13 protein-coding genes are annotated in these 14829 nt (G+C 59.7%); 5 read left to right on the forward strand and 8 right to left on the reverse strand.

Translation table 11 applies throughout. The features are described 5' to 3' along the window. Positions 1-27: 27 nt before the first annotated feature. Complete coding sequence (gene polA, locus HF949_RS02940) at positions 28-2940, forward strand: DNA polymerase I (RefSeq protein WP_292898221.1); 2913 nt, start codon at positions 28-30, stop codon at positions 2938-2940. Between the two features lie 4 nt (positions 2941-2944). Further along, entirely contained in the window at positions 2945-3571 is a 627-nt protein-coding gene (locus HF949_RS02945) for a LysE family translocator (protein ID WP_292898222.1), read from the forward strand. 66 nt (positions 3572-3637) lie between these two features. Here HF949_RS02945 and HF949_RS02950 read toward each other — a convergent pair whose 3' ends face one another. The 6 genes from HF949_RS02950 to ybgF form a co-directional block, all read right to left on the reverse strand. After that, positions 3638-4477 carry an outer membrane protein gene (locus tag HF949_RS02950; RefSeq protein ID WP_292898223.1) on the reverse strand — a complete coding sequence of 280 codons (840 nt, stop codon included), beginning with the start codon at positions 4475-4477 and terminating at the stop codon, positions 3638-3640. A 185-nt stretch (positions 4478-4662) separates the two neighbouring features. Then, positions 4663-5529, reverse strand: coding sequence for an outer membrane protein (locus tag HF949_RS02955; protein ID WP_292898224.1), 867 nt, complete (start codon positions 5527-5529; stop codon positions 4663-4665). A gap of 267 nt (positions 5530-5796) precedes the next feature. Then, the gene (gene glmM, locus HF949_RS02960; RefSeq protein WP_223022176.1) at positions 5797-7149 is read right to left on the reverse strand and encodes a phosphoglucosamine mutase; all 1353 of its coding nucleotides are present in this window, start codon (positions 7147-7149) and stop codon (positions 5797-5799) included. A 288-nt stretch (positions 7150-7437) separates the two neighbouring features. Continuing rightward, positions 7438-9378, reverse strand: a complete 1941-nt coding sequence (gene ftsH, locus HF949_RS02965; RefSeq protein WP_292898225.1) for an ATP-dependent zinc metalloprotease FtsH — start codon at positions 9376-9378, stop codon at positions 7438-7440. Positions 9379-9522: 144 nt separating this feature from the next. Next, the gene (gene tilS, locus HF949_RS02970; protein WP_292898226.1) at positions 9523-10815 is read right to left on the reverse strand and encodes a tRNA lysidine(34) synthetase TilS; all 1293 of its coding nucleotides are present in this window, start codon (positions 10813-10815) and stop codon (positions 9523-9525) included. 8 nt (positions 10816-10823) lie between these two features. Then, positions 10824-11777: a tol-pal system protein YbgF gene (gene ybgF, locus HF949_RS02975; protein ID WP_292898227.1), complete on the reverse strand. Its 954-nt coding sequence runs from the start codon at positions 11775-11777 to the stop codon at positions 10824-10826. Positions 11778-11953: 176 nt separating this feature from the next. On the opposite strand from ybgF, the gene HF949_RS02980 reads away from it, so the two are divergent. After that, on the forward strand, positions 11954-12376 hold the full coding sequence (locus HF949_RS02980; protein ID WP_229449475.1) for a metallopeptidase family protein: 423 nt from the start codon (positions 11954-11956) through the stop codon (positions 12374-12376). Positions 12377-12378: 2 nt separating this feature from the next. On the opposite strand, the gene HF949_RS02985 is transcribed toward HF949_RS02980, so the two are convergent. Beyond that, entirely contained in the window at positions 12379-12585 is a 207-nt protein-coding gene (locus tag HF949_RS02985) for a DUF1737 domain-containing protein (RefSeq protein ID WP_292898228.1), read from the reverse strand. Further along, positions 12582-13487, reverse strand: a complete 906-nt coding sequence (locus HF949_RS02990; protein WP_292898229.1) for an HpcH/HpaI aldolase/citrate lyase family protein — start codon at positions 13485-13487, stop codon at positions 12582-12584. Before HF949_RS02990 ends, HF949_RS02985 begins: the two co-directional genes overlap by 4 nt. A 277-nt stretch (positions 13488-13764) precedes the next feature. Between HF949_RS02990 and leuD the strand changes: the two genes are divergently transcribed. Together leuD and HF949_RS03000 are read left to right on the forward strand one after the other, a co-directional pair. Continuing rightward, positions 13765-14370: a 3-isopropylmalate dehydratase small subunit gene (leuD, locus tag HF949_RS02995; protein WP_292898230.1), complete on the forward strand. Its 606-nt coding sequence runs from the start codon at positions 13765-13767 to the stop codon at positions 14368-14370. Then, entirely contained in the window at positions 14367-14819 is a 453-nt protein-coding gene (locus HF949_RS03000; protein WP_292898231.1) for a RidA family protein, read from the forward strand. Before leuD ends, HF949_RS03000 begins: the two co-directional genes overlap by 4 nt. The last annotated feature ends 10 nt before the right edge of the window (positions 14820-14829 follow it).

The following is a 14829-nucleotide window of genomic DNA, read 5'->3' on the forward strand; positions in this document are numbered from 1 at the left end:
TCCCCCCGCCGCGCTACCCGTACAGCCATGAAAAAAGGCGATCATCTCTTTCTCGTAGACGGCTCGGGATATATTTTCCGCGCCTATCACGCGCTGCCCCCGCTGACCCGTAAATCCGACGGCCTGCCTGTGGGCGCCGTGGCCGGCTTCTGCAATATGCTTTGGAAGCTTCTGCAGAATGCGCGCGACACGGATGTCGGCGTCACGCCGACCCATTTTGCAGTGATTTTCGACCATTCCTCGAAAACTTTCCGCAACGACCTTTACCCGGAATACAAGGCCAATCGCTCCGAACCGCCGGAAGATCTGGTTCCGCAATTCGGTCTGATCCGCGAAGCCACGCAGGCCTTCGATCTTCCCTGTATCGAGATGGCCGGTTTTGAGGCCGACGACCTGATTGCCACCTATGCCAGGCTTGCAAGCGAGGCCGGCGGCGAAACCACCATCATCTCCTCCGACAAGGACCTGATGCAGCTCGTCACCGACAGGGTCTCCATGTACGACCCGATGAAGGACCGCGAAATCCGGATTCCTGAGGTGATCGAGAAATGGGGCGTTCCACCCGAGAAGATGATCGACCTTCAGGCGCTGACGGGCGATTCGGTGGACAACGTCCCCGGTGTCCCCGGCATCGGTCCGAAAACGGCTGCGCAACTGCTCGAAGAGTATGGCGATCTCGACACGCTGCTTTCTCGCGCAAATGAGATAAAACAGACGAAAAGACGCGAAAACCTGATCGAATTTGCCGAAAAGGCGCGCATTTCCCGCGAATTGGTGAAGCTAAGGATCGACGTCCCTGTCGAACACGGGATCGACACGTTCGAGCTTGCCCCACCCGACGGGCCGAAGCTGATTGGCTTCCTGAAAGCGATGGAGTTTTCCACACTCACCCGCCGCGTGGCCGAGGCCACCGGAGCGGAGGTGGCGGAGATCGAGGCAGCTCATGTGGAGGTTGAGGCGGGCGAGAACGCCCACGGGCCGGACCTCGACCCTTCTCCCGCAGAAAGCGGCGGGGACGCGGCAACGCCCGCGAAACTTGCAGCCAGTATCGCTGAAGCAGGTGCAGCCAAGACCTTCGACCATGCCGGCTACGAGTGCGTCCGCGATCTCGACAAGCTGAAACACTGGGTCGAGGAAGCCTGCGAAAGCGGAATCCTGGCATTCGACACCGAGACCACCTCGCTCGACCCGATGCAGGCGGAGCTGTGCGGCTTTTCGCTCGCCACGAAACCAGGTCGCGCCGCCTATATCCCGCTCAACCACAAGAGCGGCGACGGAGATCTGCTGGGTGGAGGGCTGATCGAAAACCAGATACCGCAGAAAGACGCGCTGGAAGCGATAAAGGCCATCATGGCCGATCCTGCTGTGCTCAAAATCGGCCAGAACCTGAAATATGACTGGCTGTTGATGTATCGGCTCGGTGTGGAAATCATCGGCGTGGACGATACCATGCTCATGTCCTATGTGCTTGATGCCGGAACGGGCAGCCACGGCACGGTGAGCCATGGAATGGATGCGCTTTCCGAACGCTGGCTCGGTCACACGCCTATTCCCTACAAGGAACTGACGGGAACGGGCCGCAAGCAGGTCACCTTCGACATGGTGGATCTGGAGCGCGCCACCGCCTATGCCGCCGAAGATGCGGATATCACGCTCCGCCTCTGGCAGGTGCTGAAACCGCGTCTTGCCGCCGAAGGACTTGTTTCCGTCTATGAGCGGCTAGAACGCCCCATGATCCCGGTGATCGGCCGCATGGAGCATCGCGGTGTTGCGGTTGACCGGCAAATTCTCTCACGGCTTTCCGGCGATTTCGCTCAAACGGCGGCAGGCATAGAGGACGAGATCTACCAACTGGCCGGAGAACGCTTCACCATCGGCTCGCCCAAACAGCTTGGCGAAATCCTGTTCGGCAAGATGGGCCTGCCAGGCGGCAGCAAGACGAAGACCGGCCAGTGGTCAACCTCGGCGCAGGTTCTCGAAGACCTTGCAGCCGCCGGTCATGAGCTCCCGCGCAAGATCGTCGACTGGCGCCAGGTGACCAAGCTCAAATCCACGTATACGGATGCACTGCCGGGCTATATCAACCCGGAAACCAGACGGGTGCACACCTCCTACGCGCTCGCATCCACAACGACCGGACGGCTTTCATCGTCCGAACCGAACCTGCAGAACATCCCGATCCGCACCGCCGAGGGCCGCAAGATCCGCACCGCCTTCGTGGCACCTGAGGGCACCAGGCTGATTTCGGCCGACTACAGCCAGATCGAGCTGCGCGTGCTTGCTCATGTGGCGGATATCCCCGAACTGAAGAAGGCTTTTGCCGACGGGCTCGACATCCACGCCATGACGGCGTCGGAAATGTTCGATGTGCCGGTGGAAGGCATGCCGCCTGAGGTGCGCCGCCGCGCCAAGGCAATCAATTTCGGCATCATCTACGGCATCTCGGCCTTCGGCCTCGCCAATCAGCTTGGCATTCCACGCGAAGAGGCCAGCGCCTATATCAAACGCTATTTCGAGCGCTTCCCCGGTATCAGGGACTATATGGACTCAACAAAAGCCAAGGCCAGGGAATGCGGCTATGTCGAGACGATCTTCGGTCGCCGCGCGCATTATCCCGAAATCCGCTCATCCAACCCGCAATTGCGGGCCTTCAATGAGCGTGCGGCAATCAATGCACCGATCCAGGGCTCGGCAGCCGACATCATCCGCCGCGCCATGGCGCGCATGGAAGACGCTCTTGCTGATGCCGGCCTCGAAGACGTGCAGATGCTGCTTCAGGTCCATGACGAACTGATCTTCGAAGCACCGGAAAGCAAGGTGGAGAAGGCCATCCCCGTCATCTGCGAGGTGATGGAGAATGCAGCTTTGCCGGCACGCGCTCTCTCCGTTCCCCTGCAGGTGGAGGCGCGCGCTGCAAACAACTGGGACGAAGCGCACTGAGACCATGACATTTTCTGGACTCGATCTGACCGTCATCGCCTCGTTCGCCCTGGCATCGACATTGATCGAGCTCACTCCCGGTCCCAACATGGCCTATCTGGCGCTCATATCCGCGTCAGAGGGCCGCCGGGCAGGTTTTGCCACCGTCGCCGGCGTCGCGCTCGGGCTCGGCATCGTCGGTATCGTCGCGGCACTCGGTGTCGCGCGGGTCATCCAGGCATCGATACTGCTCTATGAGGCTCTGCGCTGGTCCGGGATCCTTTTCCTGCTCTACCTTGCATGGGATGGCTGGCGGCAGGGCAGCGACGTGGTTTCGACAGGCGACAGACCGGACGAACAGCATTTTCTGCGCGGACTGGTAACCAATCTGCTCAATCCGAAAGCGGCCGTTTTTTACATCGCGGTGCTGCCCACTTTCGTCAATCCATCGTTGCCGCTTACACCGCAGACCCTGGTTCTGACGCTGATCTATGTGGGCATTGCCACGCTGATCCACGGACTGATTGTCATTCTCGCCAGCCGGTTGCAGCCGTTTCTGACCAATCCGCGGCGGGAACGCATCGCACGACGTACGCTTTCCGCGCTGCTGGCACTCGTCGCTCTGTGGTTCGGCTGGACAACCGCTCGCTGAATGCGCAAAGACCCCGCTGCTGAAGCGGGGTCTGCCAATATCATTCAACCGGTTGGTGGTCTGGGTTCACCACAATTCGTAGCGCAGGCCAACCCTGATTTCATGCATGGATAGGCCGCTATCGGACCCCTGGGTGCCGGTTGCTCCGGCTCCGGCCGTGGCCGCATCCCAACCAAACATATCGCCGCCATCGATGTTGCGGTAGCGATAGCCCAGATCGACTTTCATATTGTTGGAGAAGTCGTAGGAAACGCCGGCCATCAGGGCATAGGTGAAACGCCAGTCCGACTCGCCGGAATGCGTCGCCGTACCGACCAGAGCCGGCGATGCACACCCGCCGCCCACACAGTAAGAGCTGTTGGACAGGTCGTCCCAGCGAAGATAAGTGTAGCCGACACCAGCACCGACATAGGGCGTGAAGCCGACAAAAGTGCCGAGATCGACATAGCCATTCAGAAGCATGGAATAGCCGGTTACCTCAGACGAATCTTCCGATCGACAGGTGGTACCGACTGGGCTTCCGGGGCAGGGAGATGCGCTCGAGGTCGAACCACTGAAGTCGGCTGAAAACCTGTCCAGCGTCACATCGGCACGAAGCCAGTCGGTAAAGGAATAACCGGCACCAATGCCGAAGGTGAAATCGTCGGACAGGGAAACGCTGTCAAATGATGCCGACCCGTAGCTGACGCCGTCAAACGTCCGGTAGGTGAAGGGGTCCTTCGCTTCCGTCTTAAGCGAATAGCCGATATCGCCGCGCAGATACCAACCGCTGCCAATCTCCACCGGCACCACGTCAGGCGCCTGGTCGATGATGATGGGTGGATCGTAATCAGCGGCGGTTGCCGTGCCGATTGAAATCAGCGTCAGGCATACCGAAGAAGCAAGCAAACGGGTGATGGTGCGCATAATCCGAACTCCGCAAAATGCGACGGATAAACGCTGCCCCCGCCGCTGTTGGAGATCATTGTTAACCATCCGGGTTAAGCCGAGGTTAAGGCTAATACCGGGTTACCGCTCTTGTTCAGGACATCCGCTCAAACAAAAACCGCCCGGCTCGAGGCCGGGCGGTATCAGAAGTCAATTAGCTGATTTTATTTGTAAACCGGCGGCTCGAACGGCGGCGGGTCGTAGCTGACCACCTGCGGCCGTGCGCAGTTCGAGTTGCCGCCGAACTGATAACGCAGGCCGGCACGCGCCTCGTGCACGTTGAAGCCATCGTCAAAGCCCGGTGCAACCCCGGATGCGTATTCAAACATGCGCCCGCCTGCGACGCGCGTGAAGCGATAACCCATGTCGAGATTGAGGTTTTCGGTGAGGCAGTAGGACGTACCGGCCATCAGCGAGTAGGCGAAACGCCAGTTGCTGGAGCCTTCATGCACTGTCGTGCCGTCACGCGTCGTGTTGGTAAGATCGTCCCACATAATGTACGCGCCACCGATACCCGCACCGACATAGGGCGTGAAGCCGTAATAGGTACCGAGATCGACATAGGCGTTGGCCATCAGCAACCAGGCGCTATAAGCCGACGTGTCGCTGGAAACACAGGCGTTACCGTCCAGACACGTGCCCGAGGTAGAGCCGGTGAAGTCCGACTTGAACCAGTAGTCCGCCGTCAGGTCGGTGCGCAGGTATCTGTTGATCTGGTAGCCGATACCGGCTCCCAGCGACATGGCGCCCTTGAGATCTGTCGTATCGAAGGACGCCGTACTGCCGCGAAGTCCGGTGCTTGGGTCGACTCCATAGGTGATGTATTCGGTGCCCCGCAGCTTCGACCAGTGATAGTCAATGTCGCCGCGAATATACCAGCCGCCAAACGAAGGAGCCGGATCCGGCTGAATCACGGGTGGCAAAGGCTCGGGAGCTTCGATGATCGGCGGCTCATAAAGATCCGCAGCATAGCCCGCGGTCGGAGCAATCAGCAGCAAGGCCGCCCCGAAGACCTTCATAGACTTCAACATAACATCCCATCCTTGGCGTTGCCGCGCCCCCCTGGGCACAGTGGCAAATTGCAACTCGACGGGAGTATTTGAGCAAAAAAGTTAAATACGCCTTAACCCTAAGCCTTAACCACGTTCACCATGCACGTTCTGCGTGAAATGACTGGCCCCGGGATGAGGCAGCCGGTGTCTGGACGGGCGGAGAAAGATCCGGCGCTCGTGGAAAGCGCACGAATGAAGAAAGCCGGCGCTGGGCACCGGCTTTTCTGCTGTCTCTGTTTTATCGCGTCAGGCCGCGTTCTTGGAATCGGCGATCGCATTGATAACGTCATCGACCACGCTTTCCACAAGCGCCGGATCGTCCGCCTCGGCCATCACACGAATGAGCGGCTCGGTGCCGGACGGCCGAATGACAAGCCTCCCCTTGCCACCCAACCGGGCTTCGGCCTCGGCGATGGCCGACTTGACCGGCGCCGATTCGAGTGGCTTCCCGCCGGAGATGCGCACATTCTTCAAGAGCTGCGGAACCGGCTCGAATTTCTTGCAGACTTCGCTCGCCGGGCGGTTCTCGCGCTTGATGCAGGCTAGAACCTGCAGCGCCGCCACCAGCCCGTCTCCCGTGGTGGAAAAATCCGAGAGGACCACATGACCTGACTGCTCTCCACCGACATTCAGCCCGTTGGCACGCATGCGTTCGACCACATAGCGGTCGCCAACCTTCACGCGGTGCAGATCGAGCTTCAGGTCCCCCATGAAGCGCTCAAGCCCAAGATTGGACATGACAGTCGCGACCACGCCACCGCCCTGCAGCTTTCCGGCCTTGTGCCAGGACTGAGCGATGAGCGCCATGATCTGATCGCCATCGATCACCGTGCCGTTCTCATCGACGATCACAACGCGGTCCGCATCTCCGTCGAGCGCGATACCGATATCGGCCCGAACTTCATGAACCTTCTTTGCAAGCCCGAGCGGATGCGTGGAGCCACAATCCTCGTTGATGTTGACGCCGTTCGGCTCGACATTGATGGCCACCACCTCGGCGCCGAGTTCCCAAAGCACGGCGGGAGCAACCTTATAGGCCGCACCATTGGCGCAATCGACCACGATGCGCAGCCCCGAGAGGGACATGGAGCGTGGCAGGGTACGCTTTGCGAACTCGATATAGCGATCATGAACACCGTCGACACGCTTGGCACGGCCAAGCCCGCCATTGTCAGCAAGCGCCAGCTCGACCTCCTTGTCGAGCATCGCCTCGATACGGCCCTCGATCTTGTCCGAGAGTTTGTAGCCGTCCGGTCCGAAAAGTTTAATGCCGTTGTCGTAATAGGGATTGTGCGAGGCCGAGATCATCACGCCGATATCGGCGCGCAGCGAACGCACCAGCATGGCTACAGCAGGCGTGGGTATTGGTCCCAACAGAAACACATCCATACCGGCAGCGCAGAACCCGGACACCAGAGCGTTCTCGATCATATAGCCGGAAAGCCGCGTATCCTTGCCGAGCACCACGCGGTGTCGATGGCTCCCGTTCTGAAATGAAAGGCCCGCAGCCATGCCGACCTTCATCGCGATCTCACCCGTCATCGGGAAGCGGTTCGCACGTCCGCGAATCCCGTCGGTACCAAAGTATTTTTTTGTCATTTTTCCCTTGCTGCCCGTCTGGCGCACTTTGTCTGGTTTTTTCGTCAAAGCGGCATCCCCACACTCACTCTTTGCCACAAGAGCAGCACTCGTTTGCATCAAATTCTGTGAGGCAGTGTAACGCTTTTCGACTAAACGTCTGCTTGCGAATTATACTTAAGGGCAAATTAACAGGCCGGTCCGTTTCATGGCCTGACCATTTGCCGGTGCCGTGCGAACGGCGCAAGAAAAAAGCCGTGAAACAACGTTCACGGCTTTTCTATAATGGTTGTCGAGCGAAGAGTAGCCTCAGCCCTGCGGCTGCGGTTCCATACCACCTTCAGGCTCATCGCCCCCCTTTTTCTGCCCCTGGGAGCGTGTGCCTGTCTTTGGCACAGCCGATCCGCGGGAGGGAGGCGTGTCATCACCAGCATCGCGGGACGGCTTTTCACCCCGAAGCAGTGCCTGGATCTCATCACCCGAAAGGGTCTCATATTCGAGCAGACCTTCGGCAATCGCGATCCAGCCCTTCTTTTTCTTCGTCAGGATATCGCGGGCGGTTGTATAGGCTTCATCAATCAGACGGCGCACTTCGCTGTCGATCTTCTGTTGTGTTTCCTGCGACATGTTCTGCTGGCGCGCGACCGAGTGGCCAAGGAACACTTCTTCCTGGTTCTCGCCATAGGCCACCTGGCCCAGTTCGTCGGAGAAGCCCCACTGGGTGACCATTGCGCGGGCAAGCTTGGTGGCCTGCTCGATGTCGGAGGAAGCACCTGAGGTGATGTTCTCCTTGCCGAATTTGAGTTCCTCGGCCACGCGGCCACCCATCATGATGGCCAGACGCGAGATCATCCACTTGTAGCTCATCGAATAGCGATCGCCTTCGGGAAGCTGCATGACCATGCCCAGTGCGCGGCCACGCGGAATGATCGTCGCCTTGTGGACGGGATCAGCCTTCGGCACGTTGAGTGCGACGATGGCGTGACCGGCCTCGTGATAGGCGGTCAATTCCTTTTCTTCCTGGGTCATGGCGTGCGAGCGGCGCTCGGCACCCATCATGACCTTGTCCTTGGCGTCTTCGAACTCCTGCATGGTGACGAGGCGCTTGTTGCGCCGGGCGGCCATGAGAGCAGCCTCATTGACGAGATTCGCAAGATCAGCTCCCGAGAAGCCAGGTGTGCCACGCGCGACAATCTTGAGGTCGACATTCGGTGCAAGCGGCACATTGCGCACATGCACTTTCAGGATTTTCTCTCGGCCGGCGACATCCGGATTCGGCACCACGACCTGCCGGTCGAAGCGGCCAGGACGCAGAAGCGCCGGATCGAGCACGTCGGGGCGGTTGGTGGCGGCAATCAGGATGATGCCTTCATTGGCTTCGAACCCGTCCATCTCGACGAGAAGCTGGTTCAGCGTCTGCTCGCGTTCGTCGTTACCGCCGCCAAGACCGGCACCGCGATGTCGGCCGACCGCGTCGATTTCGTCGATGAAGATGATGCAGGGTGCATTCTTCTTGGCCTGTTCGAACATGTCGCGCACGCGGGACGCACCGACACCGACGAACATTTCCACGAAATCCGAGCCGGAAATGGTGAAGAAGGGCACATTCGCCTCACCCGCCACCGAGCGGGCAAGAAGCGTCTTGCCTGTTCCGGGAGGACCAACGAGCAGCACACCGCGCGGAATCTTGCCGCCCAGACGCTGGAACTTTTGCGGATCGCGCAGGAACTCGACAATTTCCTCGAGGTCTTCCTTGGCTTCATCGACACCGGCCACATCCTGGAAGGTGACGCGGCCATGCGCTTCGGTAAGAAGTTTCGCCTTGGATTTGCCGAAACCCATGGCCCGGCCCGAGCCCGACTGCATCTGACGCATGAAGAAAATCCACACGCCCAGGATCAGGATCATCGGCAACCAGGACACGAGATAGCCAAGGAACGAGTTGGAACCGTCGCTCTCGGGACGGGCATTGATCGTGACACCGCGCTCTTCAAGACGCTGCACAAGCGAGGGATCGCCCGGCGAATAGGTCTGGAAGGGCGTACGATTGCCCGTGTAGGTGCCGGTAATGCGATCACCGGTAATCGTCACCGATTCAATGCTTCCCGAGGAAAGCTCTTCCAGAAACTGCGAATACGCAATATCGCGCGTCGCGCCGCGCTGCTGGGGAGCCTGGAACAGGTTGAAGAGCGCAATCAGCAGGACGGCGATAATCGCCCAGAGCGCAAAGTTTCTGTAATTCGGATTCATATAAGTCCCGCATACTCGCCGTAGCCCGGCGATCGTCCGTTTTTCATGGTCTGAATTAACATAGGGAGCCGGCGCATTCTTGCCAAGCCGGAGCACCACACCAGCTCACCTTTAGGTTAAGCTTCGTCTTTGAATGTGGTGCGCTCAAGGCAGCGTCAGAACAGTTTTCCCGCCCAACAGACGGATAAGGGCCTGTGCCACTTCGATGTCGAAGGAGGGAAGCAGTTTCGCCCAGGGGGCAGGCACACCGACCTTGATCCCCGCGTCCGCTCCAGGGGCCGCGCCGACGCAAACATCGCCGCGCCACAGGGCCGGCTCGGCAAATTGCGCTGCAAAATGAAGATCCTGCGGCAGGATGTGGCCCGACTTTGGCAGATGATCGCCTGCTACAGCGCCAAAAGGGGCGACGTGCAGACCGTCGCCGCCGGTGAGCCGATAGCGTCCATCCCAGAGCATTCCCGCCACAATACGTGTTCTTGCGGGCAGGTTGCGCCGTTCACGGTAAAGATAGATGCCACTCGAACGGCGATCGATCACGGACCGCGACAATGTAGCGCAAACCCTGTCACGCAGCCCGGCAAGCACACGCAGCGATGGCTCCTCCGCCGGCAGATGGAGAGCGCCTCCCACCATCGCTGCCAGGACCCGCAGGGCATAGAGCGCCGACGCATCGTCAGCTTCATCGACAAGGATCGGATCAATGCGGTAGAGCCCTGGCGCCATCCGGCGCGCATGATCGTCGATTAGACGCGCCGCACGCATTCCAAGCGCGCGACGCTCGGCAGCGACAGCATTGGCCTCCGCAGCCCGTCGTCTCACGAGTTGAGGAGTAAGCGATCGCCGCACACGCACGCGCTCATAGTTCACGTCGTCATTGGTTGGATCGTCGATCCAGCGAACGTTCCGTGTCGCCAGATAATCGCGCAACTCGGCTCGCCCGCAGGCAAGCAAAGGTCGCACGAACCAGATCCCGCTTTCGTGAAGTGAAGCCGGGGCGATGCCGGCGCCACCACGTCCTGTGCCGCGCGCAGCTCTCATGGATACCGTCTCGGCCTGATCGTCCCGTGTGTGACCGGTGAATATAAGCCCTGCGCCGATTGTCTGCGCCGCCTGTGCAAGAAGCTCCAGCCGTGCCGAACGCGCCGCGACCGAGAGGCCCGTCGCCGGCTTTTCGCCGCGCCAGACCATCGTGCGGTGTGCGATACCGCGGTGCTCGCAAAGCGCCGCGACAAAGCGCGCCTCTTCTGCAGCTTCCGCCCTGAGCGCGTGATCGACCGTCACGGCTGTAAGGGTCGGAGCATCTGCCTGTAAATCGAGGAATTCCTGAAGAAGAAGAAGAAGGGCGAGGGAATCGCCACCGCCGGAGACCGCTGCAACCACACCATCGTGCCGGGAGAATGCGATACCGTCGAAAAGCTGTCGCGGATCTGGCTGCATCACCGGGTTCAGCAACCCGCGAGCGCCTGTTCCTGCTTCACGCGCTCGCGCAGCGCTGTGGAGATATCAGGGTATTTCTGGCCGATTTCGTTATAGGTGACACAGGCCACGTCGCGCTGGTTCATCGCAGCAAGCGAAATGCCGAGCTTGAGAAGCATGTCGGGCGCCTTGTCGGCATTCGGGTATTCACGGCTCGCGCGCAGAAAAATCTCGGCTGCATCGCGATAGCGGTCCTGGCCGAGAAGCGACTCCCCGAGCCAGAAATGCGCGTCCGGTGTGCGGGCATCGCTTGGAAAGCGATCAATATGCTGCCGGAACCCGGCTTCTGCGGTCTTGTAGTCCCCCGAAAGGATGAACTCGTAGGAATTTCTGTAAAGCTCCTCCGGGTCATCGGCGGAGGGGAGCGAGGCCATCTGTTCACCCTGTCCGATCGGACCAATCTCACCCGAGCGGGTGAGATCGATGGGTTCGCCGACTTCACCGCCGACAATATTGCCGTTCGCATCGAAACGAACGCTCCCAAGTGTGCGCGGTGGTTCGCCCACGGTCGGCGCGTCCCGTGACGCACTTTGGGATCCGCCTTCCAGATTTCCCTCCGGGTTGCCCGAAGGCGGCAAACGTTCGGTGCGCTGATCGGGAAGCTCCCCTGCGGGTGCGGCTCCCGATCCGCCGTTCTTTTCGAGCTCCTGGAAGCGGAACTCATTGTCTTCCTGCATGCGGCGCAATTGATCCTGCATCTGCAGAATCTGGAAGTTCAATTCTTCCACACGCCCGTTAAGTTCGCGGACCTGCTCTTCCAGGCCGCTGACCCGCGGATCGCCCGCCTGGACAAGAACGACATTTCCGCCATTTTGTTTGGCAAAGCCGGTTGATGGCGCTGCCGCTGGGCTGAGCGCAAAAGCGTGCCCCGCCATGAGAAACGGCAACGCGAGGACGCCGCCGAGAACTGTTCGCAAAAACATTCCACTCTCGCTTTCGCAATAGACAACAGGGCTGTTCTTCGCCCCATTTGCTCTTTATCAGGGCGCGAGACTTCGGCCAAATTTTGAATTTTGGCATCTGACGCCGAACGCAAAGGCGCATTTCACTCTCGAAAGCGGTCACATAAACCGCTATATGGCGCCTCAAAGGACTAGGAATGGCACGCATCTATCAGACACGGGCCTGGGAAAACCAGCTTTCGCCTTCGCTTCAGGAAATGGAGCTGTTAGCGCTTGAGGCCTATGCGAACTTCCCTGAGGAGTTTCGTCAACTTACCGGCGAAATCATCATTCAGGTGGCGGAGTTTCCCACTGAGGAGATCATGGACGATCTCGCCCTGGAGACGCCTTTCGACCTGCTCGGCCTTTTTGAAGGTCGCGGCATCGCCGAACGCTGGAACCCGGCGACGGGCGAGGGCCCCAATCGCATAACCCTGTACAGACGCGCCATTCTCGATTACTGGGCCGAGAATGAGGAGACGCTGGGTGACATCATCAACCACGTTCTCATTCATGAAGTCGGCCACCATTTTGGCCTGACGGACGACGATATGGCGCGGATTGAAGAAGCAGTAGCCTGAGCTCAATACTCCCCGAGTTTCATCCCGGCCGTGTATTCCAGTCCCTCGACCTCCTTGTAAACCGCCTGCCCGCACCGCATGGATTTGGTCTCGGCATCATAGGCGTAGCTGGGTGAGCCATGCAGTAGCCAGCCCTTGTTGAGCGCCGCCGTAACCTTGTGACAGAAACTTGCATCGTCCGGGCCGGTCAAAAAGCGATAGAGCCTCATCGGGCCGTCTCCCCACTCTCTTTCAGCCTGATGGCGCCAGCGCGCTCAAGCAGTGTCTGCGCCATTTCCAAATGCAGGCGTTCCACCATGCGCCCATTTAGGGAAATCACGCCGCGTCCGGTGTTTTCTGGGTCTGCGAATGCAGACACGATCGCTTCGGCCTCGGCAATGGCTTCAGGCGAGGGTGCAAAGACCGCATTGGCCTTTGCGATCTGTGCCGGGTGGATAAGCGTCTTGCCATCAAAGCCCATGGAACGGGCTTCCGTGCAACTACTCTCGAATGCATCGAGATCGCGAAAATCATTGGTCACGCCATCGAGCACCGAAATTCCTCCGGCGCGCGCCGCCATGACGAGCTGAAACAGGAATGGGGCCAGATAGCGCCGATTTTCGGTCAGGGCGAACCCGGCTTCCCTGGCCAGGTCATTCGTTCCGGCGACGAGACAGGAGAGACGCGCGGCCGGGTCACGTCCGAGTGCCGCTATCGGCCCCAGATTGAGCACGGCGCGCGGCGTCTCGATCATGGCCCACAGTTTGAGGCTGCGCGGCGCGTCGGTTTCATCGAGGGCGGCATCCGCGTCGAGGATGTCACGGGGGCCATTCACCTTGGGCAGGAGAATGGCATCGGGCTTAACCGCCCGGGCAGCGAGAAGATCCTCCGTCCCCCAGATACTCTCCAGCGCATTGATGCGCACCACAACCTCGCAGTGCGGGCGATCTCCACCGTTCAGGAAGTCTCGCAATCGCTCTCGCGCATCGAGTTTTTCGTCTGGCCCGACGGCGTCTTCCAGATCGTAGATCACCGCGTCGCAGCCGAGCGTTGCACTTTTTGCCAGCGCCTTTTCATTGCTGGCGGGCACGTAGAGAACGGATCGGCGAAGCTGTGCTGGATGATGCTGCATATCCGTTTCATGGCCCAGTACTGCATTCGAAGCAAGACAGGACAATTGGCCAAGGGAAAACTTCCTTGCACAATCCGAACGGAAGAAAGATTTCCATTCTGCGCAGCAAGATGGCAAGGCCGACCGGCCGCCGGCGCCTGTGCGCCGAAAGCCAAGGGCGCGTATGCGCCCGCCCGGCGCTTGAGGGACAAAAACAAGAGAGCTTTGCTTTGCGGAACCGGCTTGTGTATGGAGAGGCGGCAGATATGATGGCCGCGCAGACAACGGACCAGGATTCATGGACAAGTTTATCAAGCTGACGGGCGTTGCCGCGCCCATGCCGATCGTAAATGTCGACACCGACATGATCATCCCCAAGGATTATCTCAAGACGATCAAGCGCACCGGCCTCGGCGCCGGGCTTTTCGCCGAAATGCGTTTCAACGAGGACGGTTCCGAGAACCCCGACTTCGTGCTCAACAAGCCTGCTTACCGCAATGCCAGCATTCTCGTTGCCGGCGACAATTTCGGCTGCGGCTCGAGCCGCGAACATGCGCCATGGGCGCTGCTCGACTTCGGCATTCGCTGTGTCATTTCCACCAGCTTCGCTGATATTTTCTACAACAACTGCTTCAAGAACGGCATCCTGCCCATCAGGGTCAGCCAGGAAGAGCTGGACATGCTGATGGACGACGCGCAGCGTGGTTCGAATGCGACGCTCACGATCGATCTGGAAGAGCAGGAAATCCGTGGCCCGGATGGCGGCGTGGTGAAGTTCGAGATCGACGCCTTCAAGCGGCACTGCCTCCTGAACGGCCTCGATGATATCGGCCTCACCATGGAGAAGGCCCCGGCCATCGAGACCTTCGAGAACAAATACACGGAAAGCCATCCGTGGGCATGAACCCGCAGGATAGAGGCGGCCAGCGTCGTCTCATCTCCACGGGGTCTCCCTTTGAGAAGACCGCAGGTTACAGCCGCGCGGTGGTTGATGGAGACTGGTGTTTCGTTTCCGGCACCACGGGGTATGACTATGCTACCATGGCCATACCCGACAGTGTGGAAGAGCAGACCCGCAACTGCCTTTCCACCATCAGCGCCGCGCTGAGCGAAGGCGGCTTCGAGCTCGCCGACGTGGTGCGTGCAAATTACTACGTGACCGACCGCGCGTTCGTTTCCCGCGTCTTCCCCATTCTTGGCGAAGCTTTCGGTAGCATTCGGCCTGCTGCCACGATGATTATCTGCCAGCTCAACGAGCCGGAGATGAAGATTGAGATCGAAGTGACTGCACTCAAACGCAACCGTACCGCTTCGTACGCCAGCAGCCTTGCGCAATCCGTCGCGGCGGATTAGCAAGTCCCTC

The organism is Nitratireductor sp., assembly GCF_017794765.1.
In the GTDB taxonomy this organism is placed as follows: domain Bacteria; phylum Pseudomonadota; class Alphaproteobacteria; order Rhizobiales; family Rhizobiaceae; genus Nitratireductor.